Raw genomic sequence first — 17,387 nt, 5'->3', positions numbered from 1 at the left:
CTTAATTAAATTATTTGCGTAAATTATTTGCGATTGAAAGTTCTTGAAAACAAAACTTGAGTCTAGTACACTCAAGTTTTAGGAATAAAGTTATAGGAAAATCTGTTATACGTATCAGATACATGAAAGTGAAAGCTCGTTAGAACTCGAAAGTATCGTCAAAAAGCTTGAAATTGCAACGAGAGTTGCAATAAAAGTTGCAATAAAAGTTGCAGCGATTTGACTTAACTGAAATGTGTTTTACAGCTTTCGTGGAAATGAGGTAGATATGGAACAAAAGTTTACAACCTTAGCGCAAGACGCATTAAGTGATGCTGTGCAAAGTGCATCGGCTGCTGGCAACGCGCAAGTTGACACTTTGCATTTGGCGGATGCCTTACTTCGCCAAGAGCAGGGCGTCGTTCGCGCACTTATTGCTCAGGCGGGGGCGGACGCGCAACAAATCGGTGCTGAAATTCGCAACGCATTAGTGGCATTGCCTTCATCTACTGGCTCAACTACAACTAAGCCAGACGCAAGTCGTCAGCTCCTGGCTGCGCTAAGCCAGGCAGAAAAAGAAATGCGCGCAATGGGAGACGAATACGTTTCTACTGAACACATGCTTATTGGCATAGTTGCAAGCGCGCCGAATGCTGTTGCGGATATTTTCAAAAAGCACAACGTTTCCGCAGACGCGTTGCGAAAAGCTGTGCCAACCGTGCGTGGAGGTGCGAAAGTTACAAGCCCAGACGCGGAAGGCAACTACAAAGCGCTCGAAAAGTATTCTATTGATATGACTGCGCGCGCTCGCGAAGGAAAGCTTGACCCAGTAATTGGGCGCGATCAGGAAATTCGTCGTGTGATTCAGATTCTTTCTCGCCGCACGAAGAATAATCCTGTGCTAATTGGCGAGCCGGGCGTTGGTAAAACGGCAGTTGTAGAAGGATTGGCTCAGCGAATTGTGGCAGGAGATGTGCCTACGACTTTGCAAAACAAGCGTCTTATCAGTCTCGATTTAGCTTCGATGGTTGCAGGTTCGAAGTATCGCGGCGAGTTTGAGGAACGCTTAAAGGCAGTGTTGAAGGAAATCCAGCAATCAGACGGTCAAATTATTACGTTTATTGATGAGATTCACACTGTTGTTGGCGCAGGATCTGCAGAAGGTTCAATGGATGCTGGCAATATGCTTAAGCCAATGCTTGCGCGCGGTGAGCTGCGCTTGGTTGGCGCAACTACGCTTAATGAGTATCGCGAGCATATTGAAAAGGATTCGGCGCTTGAACGCAGATTCCAGCAAGTGTTCGTTGGTGAGCCGTCTGTTGAAGACACGGTGACGATTTTGCGCGGACTTAAGCAACGTTACGAAGCGCACCACAAGGTGACTATTAGTGACGATGCAATCGTAGCTGCAGCAACGCTTTCAAACCGCTATATTACCGGTCGTCAGCTTCCAGATAAGGCGATTGATTTGGTGGATGAAGCGGCAGCTCACTTGCGTATGGAGCTTGATTCTCAGCCAGAAGAGATCGACGAATTGCAGCGCAAAGTTACGCGTCTTGAAATGGAAGAAATGCAATTAAAGAAAGCGGAAGATGCTGCTGCACGCGAACGCTTAGAAAAGTTGCAAGAAGAATTAGCTAACTCGCGCGAAAAGCTTGCTGGATTGAAAGCGCGTTGGGATGCGGAAAAGGCTGGCCATAACAAGGTTGGTGATTTGCGAGCGCAACTCGACGCTAAGCGCGTAGAAGCCGACAAATTCACGCGTGAAGGCAATTTGGAGCAAGCAAGCCGTATTTTGTATGGCGAAATTCCAAGCATTCAAAAAGCTTTGGAAGAAGCGGAGTCCGAGGCTGCTAATGCTAAGAGTGAAGCAAAAGAGCCGATGGTTCCAGACCAGGTTGATGCTGATTCTATTGCTGGAGTCGTTAGCGAATGGACGGGCATTCCTGTTGGTCGCTTGATGCAAGGCGAAAATGAGAAGCTGCTCAACATGGAAAAGGAGCTTTCTAAGCGCGTTGTTGGTCAAAGTGAAGCAATTCAGGCTATAGCGGATGCTGTGCGCAGAAGCCGTGCTGGAATTGCAGACCCGAATCGCCCAACTGGTTCGTTCCTATTCTTGGGTCCTACTGGCGTTGGCAAGACGGAGCTTGCTAAGGCTCTTGCTGACTTTTTGTTTGACGACGAGCGTGCAATGGTTCGCATTGATATGAGCGAGTACATGGAAAAGGCTTCCGTTTCGCGTCTAATCGGTGCCGCTCCTGGTTACATTGGCTATGAGGAAGGCGGCCAGCTTACTGAAGCTGTGCGTAGGCGTCCGTATTCTGTAGTGCTTTTTGACGAAGTTGAGAAGGCACATCCAGAAGTATTCGACGTTTTGTTGCAGGTTTTGGATGATGGTCGTTTGACTGACGGTCAGGGTAGAACGGTTGATTTTACGAATACGATTTTGATTATGACATCAAACTTGGGTTCGCAATTCCTCGTGCAAGAAGGCTTGGACGATGCTGCTAAACGCAAGGCTGTTATGAATGCTGTTCATGCTGAGTTTAAGCCAGAGTTCATTAACCGTTTGGATGAGCTTGTTATGTTCCATCCGTTGAGCCGCGAAGAGCTTGGTGGAATTGTGGATATTCAAGTTCGTCAAGTGGCTGCACGCTTGAGTGATCGCCGTATTAGCTTGGATGTGAGTGATTCTGCTCGCGCTTGGCTTGCGGAGCATGGCTACGATCCAGTTTATGGTGCTCGTCCGTTGCGCAGATTGGTTCAAACGGAAATTGGCGATCAACTTGCGCGATTGCTGCTTTCTGGAAAGGTGCATGATGGCGCTCGCGTAGTTGCGGATTGTGCAGAGAGCGACGACCATGTGATCCTAAAGATTGCGTAGTGCCTGCATTCTTTAATGTAGTCAAATAATGTAGTCAAATAAAACAAAGCGTGCTGTTTGTTGGATTATTCCCCAGTAGACAGCGCGCTATTTTTGTATCTGAATAAAAAATATTTGTAGAATGAACTTGAAATAAAAAGGTGGAATTCCTCCTTAATTTTTCGAGTTACTGCTGATAATTGGCATTATCGAATATGCGTATCTTTTAAAATTTTAATTGGTTTTTGTAAAAATCTATTTTTTTTATATTGAATTATTATAAAATGCGTGTATGTATTCAAGGCTGAATACGTTATGAAGCAGATTGAAAATGGAGATACGAATATGTTCGCAAAGGAAGGATTTGCAATAGTTGCGCGTTCTACTGTTGTTTATGCTATGCCAATGTCAGCTTATGCTCAGATGAGTGGTTCCGTAGTTGGAATAGACAGAGAAAATATACGAAGTTGTAGGTAAGTAGTCTAGTTATTAAGTGGGGAGATATGCAAGAATCATATACGGGCTCAGATGTGCAACTTGTTAATGTGAATTTTTCGTATGGGAAAAAACAAATTTTGCATAATCTTTCTATAGATTTATCTTTTGGCATATGTGGTCTTTTGGGGCCAAATGGTGCTGGGAAAACTACTCTGCTTAACGTTATAGCGACGATTTATGCTCCCTCTAGTGGAAAACTTTTTGTTCATGGCTTTGATGTAACTGATCGTGCGGAAAGGGCTAAAGCTCGGTCAAATATTGGTTATTTGCCACAATCATTTGAACTTATGAATGCATCGAGTGTGTTAAAAAATGTTCAATATGCCGCATGGGCGCGAGGTTTATCGTGGAGTGCTGCGTATCAAGCTGCTTGGAATGCTCTCAAACAGGTTGGCTTGGAAAAACAAGCACATCGCATCGTTGCTAAAATATCAGGAGGTCAGCGTCAGCGTGCTGGTATTGCTTGTGTGATTGCTAGTCAGCCTGCAGTACTAATACTTGATGAGCCTACTGTTGGTTTAGATCCTGAGCAGCGTATTGATATTCGTAATTTTCTTAAGTCTTATTCGCAAAAGCATACTGTTATTGTCAGTACACATTTAGTAGAAGATTTAGCAGTAATTGCGGATCGGGTTATAGTTCTTAATGAAGGAATTATATTGCTTGATGGGAAAATGGATAATCTTCTTCAATATGCTAATCGTGAAGATCTTATGGTAACTCCATGGGAATCAGGGTATAGGCATTTGCTATCTAAATTTCATAAAAATTAGTAGTAGCAGTAACTAGATATGTATAGTTTCTTATTTCGTTAATGTGGTAGCAAGTAGGGATGTGATTAAATATGCGTCAATATTCTAACTTTTTAACTGAATTCGGATTTTTTACGAAAAGTCATAAGAAGTGCACGATTGTTTCACATATTATGTCACCATTATCTCTAATAAGCAGTTGTATTTTTAGCTTATTTTTGATTGCATATCCTGTTTTTTTGGGTGTGGCAAATTTTTTAGCGCATAATAATAATTATGCGCTTTGGTTAAGAATTGATGTCACGTGGATGCATTGTTTGTCTGATATTGTTGCTTGCATTTTTGGCGCATGGTGTTCGTGTAAAGCTTGCTCGCCTAGATGTTTGGTTAATCCTGCGTGGTGTGCAGGAAAATCAGCCAGTCGTTACGCTATTCCTATACTAAAAGGCGCTATACTGTGCAGTTTGTTATATTGCGTAAGTATATTGCCAACAGTAATTCAGAGTGATGTAAATATTACAAATTTCCCGTATTTTCCACTATTATGTGGAGGCGTGACGCCAAGTGCATTTTTTGCAATTGGTTTTACTTTAGGAGTAATTATTGGCAATCGTTGGGCAATTGTATTCTCAGCTTTATTATCTTTTGCAATAATTTGGTGCTGTATTTATGGCGTCATTATAATGCGTAATGGCACCATACCTCAAGGAGATATTTTTCCTAGATATTGGGGTAGTAGTTTATACGCAATACTTCCAGTGTCGGACGCTGGTATCGGCGCCGAGCCTGGTTTGCGAATGAACCCATGGTTGGTGGGTTTGCGCACGTTCTTTGTGTGTGTTGTTATCGTTTCATGTATTCTTTGTTGCGCGCATATTAGATATTTTTGGCAAAAGGGATCTTATTGGCGTATAAAAGCAATAAGTATTTCTTTAATTATGCCAATAGTATGTGCTTGTTGTATAGCTATGTGGGGTCCAAAACCTTGGATTCGCTCTGGACCTTTTGTGCCTCAGTGTACGACGTTTAAAGATACTGCTTTTTCTGTTTGTGTACATCCTGAAGAAGCTTATATTCGTAAACTTCGTGCTGTTAAACATTTGAAAACTGTTGCTTCTTGGTTTCCTAAGAATCAGAGAGATTCGCAAGGCAAAGGAATTGTGCTTGTACTGGGGAATGCGTTTACTCCAACAAATACTGAAAAATCTTGGAATCTTACTAATAGTGGTTTAATAAAGTTACGTAATCTTAAAGCTACTGTTATTCAACAACAAACAGATACATTTGTTAGGCGTTCTGAGAAATATGGTGATATGACTGGTATCGCTCAAGAAGTGTTACAAAGATTTGTGCCTGCAAAATGTGCATCAAGTGCTATGAAAGAAGTATATGTAAAAAAGAATCTTGATTCAAACGCTTCTGTTACAGCATTTTTGCTTGCACAACTTCCTTCTCGTATAAGTAATGATGTGTATGGGTCATATGGATTTATTCCAGGTGAAGCAAACGATAAAGTGGCTATGAGTATTAATAATGCTGATGATGCTAAGCTGAAACAATTTGTAAAAAATCATGTTAAAGAACTTAATCAATGCCTCATAACTCCACAACAAGTCTTATCGGAACTTGGTGATAAGCATGAAAAATAATTTTCGCGCTTGGCTTGAAGGTAGGCATTATATTGTTGCAATCGTTGCAATTTTATTGTCCGTAGTCCTTCCCTCTTTAATGTTTGTTATATTCAGATCATTTGTAACGCAGTTGCCAGTTTATGTTGGTTATATTTGTTTGCCAGATTCTGCTAATGTGCATAATGCGGTAGAAGGTATAACGTTCCAATGTCAATCTGGTAGTAGTGCTGTTAATTTTGTTGTTACTCTGTATGAAGTTATTGTAGTTGGGTTTATTACCGCGGCATTCGTTTGTCTTGCTCCGATTATGGTATCGTGGGAACGTTTCGTGATGAAAAGGCTGCGAATATATGCATTGAGTGCTGCTTTATTGTGTTTGTTTGTTTCATTCGGCGCTTCAGTGTTAATTGTTCGTATAATTGACTTGCAGTTATTGAGTACATTGCAGATGATTTTAGGTAATGCTTGGATTGATATTGTGCTAATAATGATTGGATTAGCCTGTTTTGGAAGGTTTTACGGCCTTGCATTTGGTGTCTTTTTAGCGGTGATGAACATTGCCACACAAGGTTTGCAAAGTAAAATTGGATTGATTTTGCGATGGTATCCTTCTGGAACTTTGCCTGCAATTCCTGGACAATCCATATTGTTATACGTCATTGTTGTGCTTACTATAATTGCAGTTTGCCTATGGAGCGGCACGTGTGGACGTGGATTGCTTTATTTTGAACGCGCTTAAAAGACGTGTCTAATTATATTTCAAAAGTCAACTCAATAGTGTTTAATAGAACGTATGTTCGATAATATTGTGATGCTTGTTTTAATGGTGGCTGCTGTAGCAATAACCGCTGTTATTGTGCTGGCTATTGTTAAGCACAACTCTGGAACGCAAGGCACTAATGGCGTAAACCAACGCGAATTTAACGAATTGCGCTCGCAGTATGAACAAGCGCGCGCTCAAGCGCAAGAAAATGGCAATCAGGCTATACGATATCGCACACAAGCAGAGCAGCTTGCTGAGCGATTAAAGTTTGTTGAAGCAGAACTTGCTAAGGCGCAGCAAGCAGAACAATTGCGAGTGAATCGCGAAGAGCAATTGCGTGCAGAGCGAGAAGAACGCGAACGATTAAATCGTGAGAAGACTTTGAAAGAGCAAGGTAAAGTCTTGGAAGCGCTTGCTCCAGTAAAAGACAATCTTGAAGCTCTGAAGAATAAAGTTTCGCAGATTGAAGAAGGACGCAAGCAAGAAATGGGTGTGCTGAGCACTCAGCTTAAAGGCTTAAGCGAGCAGCAAACAAGGCTTGACCGCGAAACAAGTTCGCTTTCTGCAGCATTGCGAAATAACAAGGTTCGCGGAGCTTGGGGCGAGGCTCAGCTAAAGAATATTGTGGAATCCGCAGGCTTGCTTGAACATGTTGATTTTGATACGCAGGTTGTTGTAACTGGAGTAAATGGTGAGCAGCAGAGACCAGATATGGTTGTGCATCTGCCAGGAGGCAAAACAATTCCAGTTGATGCAAAAGTTCCATATGCGGATTATCAGCGCGCTTGCGAAATACCAGATAATGCAAGTGACGAAGAATTAGCTAGAAGAAGTGAGCTTCTAAAAGCGCACGCTAAGGCTTTGCGAGAACACGTTAGAGTATTGGGAGCTAAAGCATATTGGCAGGCTTTTGAAACAGCACCAGATTTTGTAGTTGCATTTATTCCAAACGAAGCGTTGCTTCAGGCGGCTCTTGAAGCGGACCCAACGCTTATGGATGATGCTTTTGCGCAAAAAGTAGCACTCACTTCCCCAGTTACTTTGTGGGCTGTGCTTAAGTCTGTTGCGTACGCATGGCAGCAGCAAAGTCTTACAGATGATGCAAAAGAACTTTTCGATTTATCTCGAGAATTGTACGATCGCTTTGCAGTTCTTGGAGAAAATGCTTCAAAACTTGGCGTATCTTTGGCAAGAACGGTTGCAGCTTACAATAAGTTTGCTTCCTCGCTTGAGTCGCGAGTGTTGGTAACAGCGCGTAAACTTCAGAAGTTAGATCAAAGTAAAGTTATTGCTTCAATAGATCTTATAGATTCTGATAAAGCTGATGTTAAAGAGCTGAGCGCTCCGGAAGTATCAGTAGAAGATCGTTAAGCATAAAAACATCAAAGCATCAAAAATTGAACAACTCTAAACGCTAAGGAGTGTAATAATGACGGAATTACAAGAGGAACGCGCGGAACTTAAGCGCATGCTTTGTGCGGATATGAGTGCGAAACCATTTAGCGAACTGTTTTCTGTTACTTTTGCTCAGCGCGGCTCCAAGTTGGTTGGTGATGTTCTTTTTGATGCAATTGAGAAAGCTGGGTATTCGTTAGAACGCGATGTTGACGCTATTGGTGCGTTAACTGCTGCTGCAGTGCCGATGGTTTTTGCGCTTATTCATGCTGCAGAACGTAGAGGAATTGCACTCGACGGCTTCGTTATGGATTTTGTTTTCCCTGCAACAAAAGGCCCGTCTGTTAAAGGCAAGCGAGTATTGTTACTTGACTCTTGGCTTTCTGAAAAATCGTATGTTCAAACTTCTTCGCTTGTGACTTTACGACACGGCAATGAATTAAGTCTTGATTTTGGCATTGTTAATCAGCAAGGCGCGCAAATTCTTGCTATAGTTGCATTAATTGGTGGTGTTGACGCCGACGAACAAGGCACAAGGCATCTTCAATTAGTAAATCCAATAAGTGAGGAGAGTACTAAAATGGCATTTGTTCAAGCTTTCGATGAAGAAGAATTACGCGCAGATGCAGATCACGACGATTGCTGCAACGACAACTGCTGTGACGGTCATTGCGAGGTTAAATGCACAGGAGATTGCAAGCATGATGGTTGCACTGAGCCATGCTGTGAAGATAATTGCTGCGGTGGCCATTGCAAAGTAGAGTGCACGGGTGATTGTGCTCATGATGGTTGCACTGAGCCATGCTGTGAAGACAACTGCTGTGGCGGTCACTGCAAGTCAGGTTGCACAGGCGATTGCGCAACTGACGGCTGCCAAGACTAGCTGCAATTACTAGCTGCCAATACTAAACAAAAGTATTAAACGGAGCAAAACTCACACATGCACGAACCGAATCCAATTACTTTGGCTGCAAAAGCTTCCGATGAGCCAGAATTCCGACCTATAGGAGTTGGCCCATGGGAAGAAGAACACCCAGGTGAGCCTCGTCCAGATAATCCAGAATCGCCAAATTACGATGCGCGGTTTAGCACTGAATTACTAAACGAAGGCGACCAGCGTAACGTTCTAGATTGCTACCGATACTGGAAAGTAGAAGCCATAAAAGCGGATCTCGATTCTAAAGGCCGTCATGAGTTTGAAGTAGCTGTAGAAAATTGGACTCACGATTTCAACATAGGCTCTATGGTTCGCACTGCAAACGCATTTACAGCGAAAAAAGTGTATATCGTAGGGCCTCATAAATGGAATCGCAAAGGCTCGTTAATGACCGAGCTATACCAATACGTTGAATGCTGCCCAACTATTGAAACTCTAGTAACTAATTGGCGCGAAAATATGCTTAAAGAAGCAGAAGAAGCGCATCAACTTTTGCTTAAAGCACAAGCAGAAGGCAATAAAGAAGCCGAAAAAATCGCAAATATTAAGGAACAAGACGCTAAAAACGCTCGCGTTATAGCGCTCGATATTATTCCAGGCGCTGTTGCTATGGAAAACTACAAATTCCCTAAACGTTGCCTTATGCTTTTTGGTGCAGAAGGTCCAGGTCTTTCTAAAAAAGCACTAGAGATGGCGGATGACGTTGTTTACATTTCGCAATTCGGCTCTGTTCGCTCGCTAAACGCAGGAGCAGCCGCAGCTGTTTCCATGCACGCGTGGATTGCGCAACATGCAGCACCAAATTGCTGACACAAACTACAAACAAGCGAATATAAAAAACAATCGCAAACAAATACAAAACAAAAATCGCATTACAAAACGCAGCAGCCTGTACTCATAAACGCTTACATTTAATGTGTATTTTTTTTTTATTTGTGATACTGTTAAGCTATGTTAGAATTCCAACATATTACAAAGCGTTTCGGCGCAAAAACAGCGCTTAACGACGTTTCTTTCGTCGCTGAAGACGGTAAAGTCACGGGCTTTTTAGGCCCTAATGGCGCTGGTAAATCTACCACCATGCGTTGCGCGTTAAATCTTATTCATGCCAATAGCGGTACTTCTCTTATTGACGGAAAACCTTACGCAAAAATCGCATCCCCAATGACGGAAGTTGGCGCAGTTCTTGACGCAAAGTCTGCCCACAGAGGTCGTTCCGCATATAATCACTTGTACTCGCTCGCTTTAACTCACGGAATATCAAAAAAGCGCGTTGACGAAGTGATTGATATTACTGGTTTAACTAGCGTAAAAACTCGCAAAGCGGGATCCTTCTCACTCGGCATGAGCCAGCGTCTTTCGATTGCGGCGGCACTTTTAGCAGATCCGCACAATCTTATTTTGGACGAGCCAATTAACGGTTTGGATCCAGAAGGCGTTAAGTGGGTTCGCGAATTGTGCAAGTATTACGCAAGCCAAGGTCGAGCAATTCTGCTTAGTTCGCACTTGATGAGCGAAGTTGCGCTTACTGCAGATAACCTTGTGATTATTGCGCATGGCGAAATTTTGGAGCGCACAACAGTACAAGATTTTGTTGACGCACATTCTCAGCATGCTATACGTTTAGTAACGCCAGAAGGTGAAAAGCTAAAGTCTGTGCTTGTTCAGAATCATCCTGAATGCAAGATTTTGCCAGATAATCGCACGCCTCAAGACGTTCAAGAAGGCGAGCTACTCAGAATAACAGGTTGCGAGCTCAACCAGATTGCGCGCGAAATTGCGGATAATCAGATTTTGGTATATCAGCTGAATCAAGAGCATGCTTCGCTTGAGGAAGCATATTTGGCTCTTACGCACGGTCAAGAGCAGTACGTAACAAAAGCATTGCCAAATACTACTGCTGCGACTGGAACGCAATATGTAGATGGAAGGAGCGCAAAATGAGTGGGCAAATTGAACAAGCTGTTGAATATCCGGCGAGCAATTCTTACAAAACAGGCCGCAGCATGAACGCTCAGCACTTACGCCTTACATTTATGCACACGCTTAAATCTGAAATTGTTAAGCTGCGCGGACTTGCGTCTACGTGGTGGTGCATGGCATTAACAATTGTTTTGCCAGTAATTTTTAGTTTTATTATCGCGCTTGTGCAGAAAGCAATGTCTAAAGTTGACGTTCATAACAATGGTGCAGCTGGTAGCAAATCAAGTGCTGCGATTACCGTTGGGCCGAGCGATAAAAGTGATCTTATTGCATCTCAAGAAGGCATTTTCCGCTTAGTTATTAGCTTTGCTTCTATATCTTTGATTGTTTTGGCGATTTTTGCAGTGCTTGCTGTAACCGCGGAGCATTCTACAACTTCGATTCAGGCTTCTCTTACTGCTGTACCTCGAAGGGGTATGTTCTTTACGGCTAAATTTGTTGCGGTTGCAATCTACGTTTTTGTAGCCCAACTTATTGCAATGACAGTTTCGCTAGCTGCTGCAGAATTAGCTTTTATGGGAGATAACATTTCCGGATTATCGGGAAGCAACGTGTGGAAATTGCCGCTTACTCTGTTCCTTGGCTCTCCTGCAATTATGGTTGTTGTGTCAGCAATGGCCTACGGTTTTGGCATGATTTGCAAGTCAACTGCTGGCGGAATTATGTGCGTTATTGGAGCCGTGGTGATTCTGCAGACCATTGTTAGCATTATTATGCTTGCAAGCAATTTTGCGAAGTGGACTTCAATACTTATTCAGATTTTGCCAGGCAGTGCTGTAAGCCAATTCTTAGGAGCCTCCGCTAATTCTGGGCTGCAACTTCCACCAAACGCATATGTTTTCACATGGTGGCAGTCCGGTTTAGTGGTTCTCGCTTGGGGCGTAGTTATGTACGTAATTGGCTACGTAATTGAAAAGCATCGCGATATTTAAAATATCTAAATAATATTTCGCAAATAAAATAAATAATACAAATAAAATAAGGGCTTTATCTCGTAACTGGCTACAAGATAAAGCCCTTTGTTGTATTCATTTATCTTTAATTATAAATTAAATTATCTTATTAAATTATAAGAAATATCAGTCGTTCTTCACAGTTTCAGCAACGCGTGGCCACAAGGTTGTGCCCCAGTTCTTGATTGTGCGCTGGCGAACCAGTGGCAAATCAGAACGGTCATACACTGTGCGCCATGGTTCCCAAGCCAAGCCGGTCTTCTCAACAAGCTTGATGCGAAGATTGCGCACATTGCCCTTGAACTGAATAGTTGTGTTGAAGTGAGCTGTACGATACTTGCCATTGCCTTCCCAAGCGCGAGAACGCACGTAAGGAGTGCCGTCAATCTCGGTGCCGTACTCATCCCAGTAGATGTAGTAGCGAGCTACGTAAGCTCCACGGTGATCCAAAGTCAAGTAGCCGTCGCGGTAGGAAGAAACCTTGGTTTCAACGTAATCGCTATTGGTTTGCAAAGTTGCTACTTCGTTATCCTTGACGAAGGAAGTGGTGTAAGCAATTGGAACTGCTGGGCTGGAGGTGCTCAAATTTGCGCCTTCTTGAATCAAAGCCTTCAACGTGTCGATGTTGCCGGTAATAACCTTAGCTGCACCGTTTGCGCTGCCGCCGAGAATTACAGCAGTTACAGAAGTGTTCTGCAAAATGCGGTGGAACTCGGTATTTGGCTTGATTTCAACACCCTTGATTGCAGCTTCAACAGCAGCCTGGAAATCGGTGCTCTTGCTGCGGGTGTCGAACTTTACGTACATTGAACGGCCGTAAGCTACATTGGACACATATACTGGCGGACGCTTGCTGTCTACTCCGCGGCTCTTCAAGCTTTCTGGCGTAGTGCATGGTGCGAAGAAGTCAGCTGGGCTGTCTGGTGCATCAACGCTTACGGTGTAGTAGGTCTGCTTGAAGTTCACAATTTGAGTCTGCTTTTCGCCCTTGTGCACAGCATCGAAATCAATCTTCAGCGGAACACCAATCTTGGCGAAATCAGCACCAAACTTTGCCTTGAGCTGGTTCATGCTTTGTGCGCTTGCAGAATCGTACTGCATGCGAGCTGCAACATGATGGCTTGCAGCGTACTGTGCATTCCACTTGGAAACTAAGCCATTCACTGCGGAAGTTACAGAGCTCTTGGTTGGGCGCTGAACAGTTACAGCACTTTCGCCGCCGTGGAAGCCTGGCAAATCAACGCTCAACGTGATTGGAGCGCGGTTTGCGGAAATCAGGCTTGGCATATTGTCCATCAAATTCTTATCAGCGCGGAAAAGAGCACCTGGGTATACGCGATCATCGTTGGCGGAAGTAACCGACAAGTTTGAAGTTGTATTTGTGATGTTCTTCTTCTGATGCTCAACAACAACGAATTCATCGCCCTTGTTGAAGCTATCGCTAGAGAATTTGTTGTCAATGGTTTCGCCATGACGGGCGAGAATGTTTGTTTTATCGTATTGCAAATCCCACAAATAATTATTCAACGAGTCCTTCTTGGCTGCGCAAGATGTGGCTGGTTCAGAATCCTTAGCGGAAGGAGCGGCCATTGCTGGTGCTGCTAAGCATTGTGGAATAATAGTTGCGCCCGCGAGCAACAACATTGCTGCATTACGGTAGAACTTTGAGTTCTTCATATGTGTCCTTCGATTTTTATTAGATTATTTTTATTAGATTATTTCGATGAGATGCTGAAATTCATATGCTTCAATGCATAACGTGCCTCAGTGCATTAGTTTTTAGCGTCTCACAAAACACGATTATTACACACTTTTTATTTATGCGATAATCTCTTAAAAAATTTTTTTATTTTTAAAACAAGAGTTTAAATATCGTTGAAATATCAACAATTTTTGGTTACGTCGTTTTTGCTTATGCGGCGTGTTGATATAGCAATTGCTGCAAATTTTGAAATTTTATATGCGTAATAATTTTGTGAAAACGCGCATGTGCAGTATGCGGATATAATAGATTTTTTCAGCTTTGAAAGGTCACGCATCACACATATAGTTGGGGTTATGCCTACATTCACACGAGAAGAAATTGAGCATTTGGGTGTTCTTTCCCAGATTGCTTTAAGCGACGAGGAAATTAGTCGCTTGCAAGGCGAATTAAACGTCATTGCAGAATCTATTAATAAGGTGCAGGAAGTTGCTGGCGAAGATGTGCCACCTACTGCAAATCCAGTGCCTCTGGAAGCTTATTTACGCCCTGATGTGCCTGCTACACCATTAACTCAAGAAGAAGCGCTTTCTGGTGCGCCTAAGAGTGAGTCTGGCATGTTTGTAGCACCTCGCATTTTAGGGGAGGAGTGATATGTCGAATACTCAAGATTTAGTAAAGCTTTCTGCTGCTCAAATGGCAGAAGCTGTAAAAGCTAAAGAAGTTTCTAGCCGTGAGCTTGTTGAAGCTCACTTGGCAGTGATTGAATCTGCTGAGCCAGAAATCAAGGCATTCTTGCACGTTTCTGCAGATATTGCACTCGAGCAAGCAGATGCTTTCGATAAAAAGAACGCTAATGGCGAGACTGAAGGCTTGCCTGAGCTTGCAGGCGTTCCAATTGCAATTAAAGACATGATTGTCACTAAAGGCATTCCAACTACTGCAGCATCCAAGATTCTTGAAGGCTGGGTTCCACCTTACGACGCTACTGTTATTGAAAAGCTCAAAGCAGCTGGTATGCCAATTCTCGGCAAGACTAATTTGGATGAGTTTGCTCAAGGTTCTTCAACCGAGCATTCTGCTTACCAAACCACTTGCAACCCTTGGGATACTGAGCGTGTTCCTGGCGGTTCCGGCGGCGGTTCTGCAGCTGCTGTTGCTGCATTCGAAGCTCCTATTGCTTTGGGTACAGATACCGGTGGCTCTATTCGTCAGCCAGGTGCTTTAACTGGTACAGTCGGCGCAAAGCCAACTTACGGTGGTGTTAGCCGTTTTGGTGCAATCGCCATGGCAAGTTCCTTGGATCAGATTGGTCCTGTTTCTCGTACCGTTCTTGACTCTGCGCTTTTGCAGGAGACTATTGGCGGCAACGATAGGCGCGATTCCACTTCGATTCCAGCTCCTGTTCCTCCAATGGCTCAGGCTGCACGCGAGGGCGCTCGCCGAGATTTGAAGGGCGTAAAGGTTGGCCTTGTTAAAGAGCTTAGTGGCGATGGCTTCCAGCCAGGCGTTGAAGCTCGCTTTAATGAGGCGGTGCAGCTGCTTAAGGCTATGGGTGCAGAGGTTACGGAAGTTTCCTGCCCTCACTTCCCTTATTCTTTGGCTGCTTACTACATTATTATGCCTTCCGAAGTTAGCTCCAACTTGGCTCGCTACGACGGCATGCGCTACGGTTTGCGTGTAATGCCTCCAGCAGACAAGCCTCAGACGGCCGCAAATATGATGGCTGCAACTCGTGAAGCTGGTTTCGGTGACGAAGTAAAGCGCCGTATTATTCTCGGTACTTACGCACTTTCTGCAGGTTATTACGATGCATGGTATGGTTCTGCTCAAAAGGTTCGCACCCTTATTATTCGCGATTTTGAAGAAGCGTTTAATAAGGTAGATGTTCTTGTTTCTCCAACAAGCCCTACAACGGCATTTAAGTTTGGCGAAAAGATGAACGATCCGCTTTCCATGTACATGAACGATATTGCTACGATTCCTGCAAACATGGCTGGCGTTCCAGCTTTGAGCCTTCCAGCTGGCTTAAGCGACGATGGTCTGCCTGTTGGTATTCAGATTATTGCTCCGCAATGCCATGATGAGAAGATGTACAAGCCTGCAGCAGCGTTGGAAGCTGCTCTTGAAGAGCAGTGGGGCGGTCCAATCTGGAAGTCGCTTAAGGCTGGCTGGCTCGATTCATTGGCTAAGTAAAGTGAAGTAAAGCTTAAGTAAGAAGGATTCTCATGGCTGAAAAACTTATGAAATACGCCGATGCTGTTGAGCAGTTTGATCCAGTATTCGGTTTGGAAACGCACGTTGAGCTTTGCACTCGTACGAAGCTGTTCTGCCCAGCAGAAGTATCTTTTGGTGGCGAGCCAAATACTCAGCTAACTCCTGTAAGCCTTGGTTTGCCAGGCTCTTTGCCGGTCGTAAACAAGACTGCAGTTGATTACGCGATTAAGCTCGGTTTGGCGTTGCATTGCGAAATTGCTGAGTGGAGCCAGTTCGCTCGTAAGAACTACTTCTACCCAGATATGCCTCGCGATTACCAGATTTCCCAGTACGATAAGCCTACTAACGGCAACGGTTACTTGGATGTTGAGCTTGAAGATGGCACGGTGTTCCGCGTGCCGATTGAGCGTGCTCATATTGAGGATGACGCTGGTAAGAATACTCACGTTGGCGGTGCTGACGGCCGTATTGAAGGCGCAAATCATTCTTTGGTTGATTACAATCGCGCAGGCGTGCCTTTAATCGAGATTGTAACTAAGCCAATCGAAGGTGCGGGTAGCCGCGCTCCAGAAATTGCTGGTGCTTATATGCGTGCTATTCGCGATATTGTTCGCGCCCTCAACATTTCCCACGCTCGCATGGAGCAGGGCAATATGCGCGCTGACGTGAACGTTTCACTCCGCAAAAATCCGACCGATCCGTTCGGCACTCGTTCCGAAACTAAGAATGTGAACACATTCCGCGGAATCGAAAAGACGCTGCAATATGAGATTCGTCGTCAGGCTGCTATTTTGAGCGAAGGCGGCGAGATTTTGCAGGAAACCCGTCACTGGGATGAAGCAACTCAGACCACTGCTGGCGGTCGTGTGAAGTCCGACGCCGACGATTATCGCTACTTCCCAGATCCTGATTTGGTTATGCTTCACATCACTAAAGAGCATATTGAGCGCATGAAGGCCGAGATGCCGGAAATGCCTCGCGAGCGCCGTAACCGTTTGCAAAGCGAATGGGGCATTAGCGATCTTGAAATGCGAGATATTCTTAACGCTGATGCTCTTGATTTGGTTGAAGAAACCGTTAAAGCTGGTGCAACTGCAGCAGGTGCTAAGAAGTGGTGGCTTGGTGAGCTTGCTCGCGAAGCAAACACTCGTGGCGTGACTTTGGAAGAATTGCCTATTACTCCGCAAGATGTGGCTGAAGTTGAAAAGCTAATTGCAGACGGTAAGCTTAACGATAAGCTCGCTAAGCAAACTGTTGCTTGTGTTTTGGCTGGTGAGGGCAAGCCTGATGAAGTTGTTAATAAGCACGGATTCAAGGTTATGAACGATGACGGCGCTTTGGAAGCCGCTGTTGACGCTGCTCTTGCAGCCGATCCTGAAGTCGCAGAAAAGCTTAAGGCAGGCAATATGAAGCCGATGGGCGCGATTATTGGTGCTGTTATGCGCGCAACTAAGGGTCAGGCTGATGCTAAAGCTGTTACTAAGATTGTGATGGCAAAAATCAAGGGCTGAAAAACCGAAAATCTGAAAAATTTAATATTTGATAACGCTAATGTATAAACGCAAAAGCGTAATCAATATCAAAAAGTAAGTGCTGCGTACTTGCTGCATAATTTAATAAGATTTAATCATACTAAAACAGATTAAATCAGATTAAGTTTGTTTTATGCGGCAGGTGCGCAGAATTTGCTATTTGGCAATATCGTGACGCATTT

The 17,387-nt window shown here is 44.0% G+C and carries 14 protein-coding genes; 13 read left to right on the top strand and 1 reads right to left on the bottom strand.

Translation table 11 applies throughout. The features are described from left to right. Positions 1-268: 268 nt before the first annotated feature. The 10 genes from clpB to HXT52_RS05725 all read left to right on the top strand — a co-directional run bounded on the left by clpB (position 269) and on the right by HXT52_RS05725 (position 11,733). The gene (clpB, locus tag HXT52_RS05770; protein WP_421775888.1) at positions 269-2,863 is read left to right on the top strand and encodes an ATP-dependent chaperone ClpB; all 2,595 of its coding nucleotides are present in this window, start codon (positions 269-271) and stop codon (positions 2,861-2,863) included. A gap of 294 nt (positions 2,864-3,157) precedes the next feature. Then, a complete protein-coding gene (locus HXT52_RS05765) occupies positions 3,158-3,319 on the top strand; it encodes a hypothetical protein (RefSeq protein ID WP_004133978.1) in 162 nt (53 codons plus the stop codon). Positions 3,320-3,345: 26 nt separating this feature from the next. After that, entirely contained in the window at positions 3,346-4,113 is a 768-nt protein-coding gene (locus tag HXT52_RS05760) for an ABC transporter ATP-binding protein (RefSeq protein ID WP_004133980.1), read from the top strand. Between the two features lie 71 nt (positions 4,114-4,184). Beyond that, positions 4,185-5,741: a hypothetical protein gene (locus HXT52_RS05755; protein ID WP_230454142.1), complete on the top strand. Its 1,557-nt coding sequence runs from the start codon at positions 4,185-4,187 to the stop codon at positions 5,739-5,741. After that, positions 5,731-6,462 (top strand): hypothetical protein, encoded by a 732-nt coding sequence (locus tag HXT52_RS05750; protein ID WP_004133984.1) that lies wholly within the window; start codon positions 5,731-5,733, stop codon positions 6,460-6,462. The genes HXT52_RS05755 and HXT52_RS05750 overlap by 11 nt, the downstream gene beginning before the upstream one ends. Before the next feature lie 54 nt (positions 6,463-6,516). After that, positions 6,517-7,857, top strand: coding sequence for a DNA recombination protein RmuC (gene rmuC, locus HXT52_RS05745; RefSeq protein ID WP_004133987.1), 1,341 nt, complete (start codon positions 6,517-6,519; stop codon positions 7,855-7,857). A 58-nt stretch (positions 7,858-7,915) separates the two neighbouring features. Next, positions 7,916-8,764 carry a hypothetical protein gene (locus HXT52_RS05740; RefSeq protein ID WP_004133988.1) on the top strand — a complete coding sequence of 283 codons (849 nt, stop codon included), beginning with the start codon at positions 7,916-7,918 and terminating at the stop codon, positions 8,762-8,764. Between the two features lie 57 nt (positions 8,765-8,821). Next, the gene (locus HXT52_RS05735) at positions 8,822-9,628 is read left to right on the top strand and encodes a TrmH family RNA methyltransferase (RefSeq protein WP_004133989.1); all 807 of its coding nucleotides are present in this window, start codon (positions 8,822-8,824) and stop codon (positions 9,626-9,628) included. Between the two features lie 141 nt (positions 9,629-9,769). Continuing rightward, positions 9,770-10,762: an ATP-binding cassette domain-containing protein gene (locus HXT52_RS05730; RefSeq protein WP_004133991.1), complete on the top strand. Its 993-nt coding sequence runs from the start codon at positions 9,770-9,772 to the stop codon at positions 10,760-10,762. Continuing rightward, positions 10,759-11,733, top strand: a complete 975-nt coding sequence (locus HXT52_RS05725; protein ID WP_004133993.1) for an ABC transporter permease subunit — start codon at positions 10,759-10,761, stop codon at positions 11,731-11,733. The genes HXT52_RS05730 and HXT52_RS05725 overlap by 4 nt, the downstream gene beginning before the upstream one ends. Positions 11,734-11,880: 147 nt before the next feature. Here the strand turns inward: HXT52_RS05725 and vly are convergent, their stop codons facing one another. Then, positions 11,881-13,431 (bottom strand): cholesterol-dependent cytolysin vaginolysin, encoded by a 1,551-nt coding sequence (gene vly / locus HXT52_RS05720; RefSeq protein ID WP_004133995.1) that lies wholly within the window; start codon positions 13,429-13,431, stop codon positions 11,881-11,883. A 381-nt stretch (positions 13,432-13,812) separates the two neighbouring features. Between vly and gatC the strand changes: the two genes are divergently transcribed. The 3 genes from gatC to gatB are packed head-to-tail and all read left to right on the top strand — an operon-like array spanning position 13,813 to position 17,184. Further along, entirely contained in the window at positions 13,813-14,109 is a 297-nt protein-coding gene (gatC, locus tag HXT52_RS05715; protein ID WP_004126322.1) for an Asp-tRNA(Asn)/Glu-tRNA(Gln) amidotransferase subunit GatC, read from the top strand. A 1-nt stretch (position 14,110) separates the two neighbouring features. Then, the gene (gene gatA, locus HXT52_RS05710; protein WP_102695072.1) at positions 14,111-15,652 is read left to right on the top strand and encodes an Asp-tRNA(Asn)/Glu-tRNA(Gln) amidotransferase subunit GatA; all 1,542 of its coding nucleotides are present in this window, start codon (positions 14,111-14,113) and stop codon (positions 15,650-15,652) included. Between the two features lie 32 nt (positions 15,653-15,684). Continuing rightward, positions 15,685-17,184 carry an Asp-tRNA(Asn)/Glu-tRNA(Gln) amidotransferase subunit GatB gene (gene gatB / locus HXT52_RS05705; RefSeq protein WP_004134003.1) on the top strand — a complete coding sequence of 500 codons (1,500 nt, stop codon included), beginning with the start codon at positions 15,685-15,687 and terminating at the stop codon, positions 17,182-17,184. The last annotated feature ends 203 nt before the right edge of the window (positions 17,185-17,387 follow it).

Source organism: Gardnerella sp. KA00288 (assembly GCF_049244085.1).
Taxonomy (GTDB): Bacteria; Actinomycetota; Actinomycetes; order Actinomycetales; family Bifidobacteriaceae; genus Bifidobacterium; species Bifidobacterium greenwoodii.
Note: the sequence above shows the minus strand (reverse complement) of the source record. Positions and strands in the feature narration are given on the sequence as shown.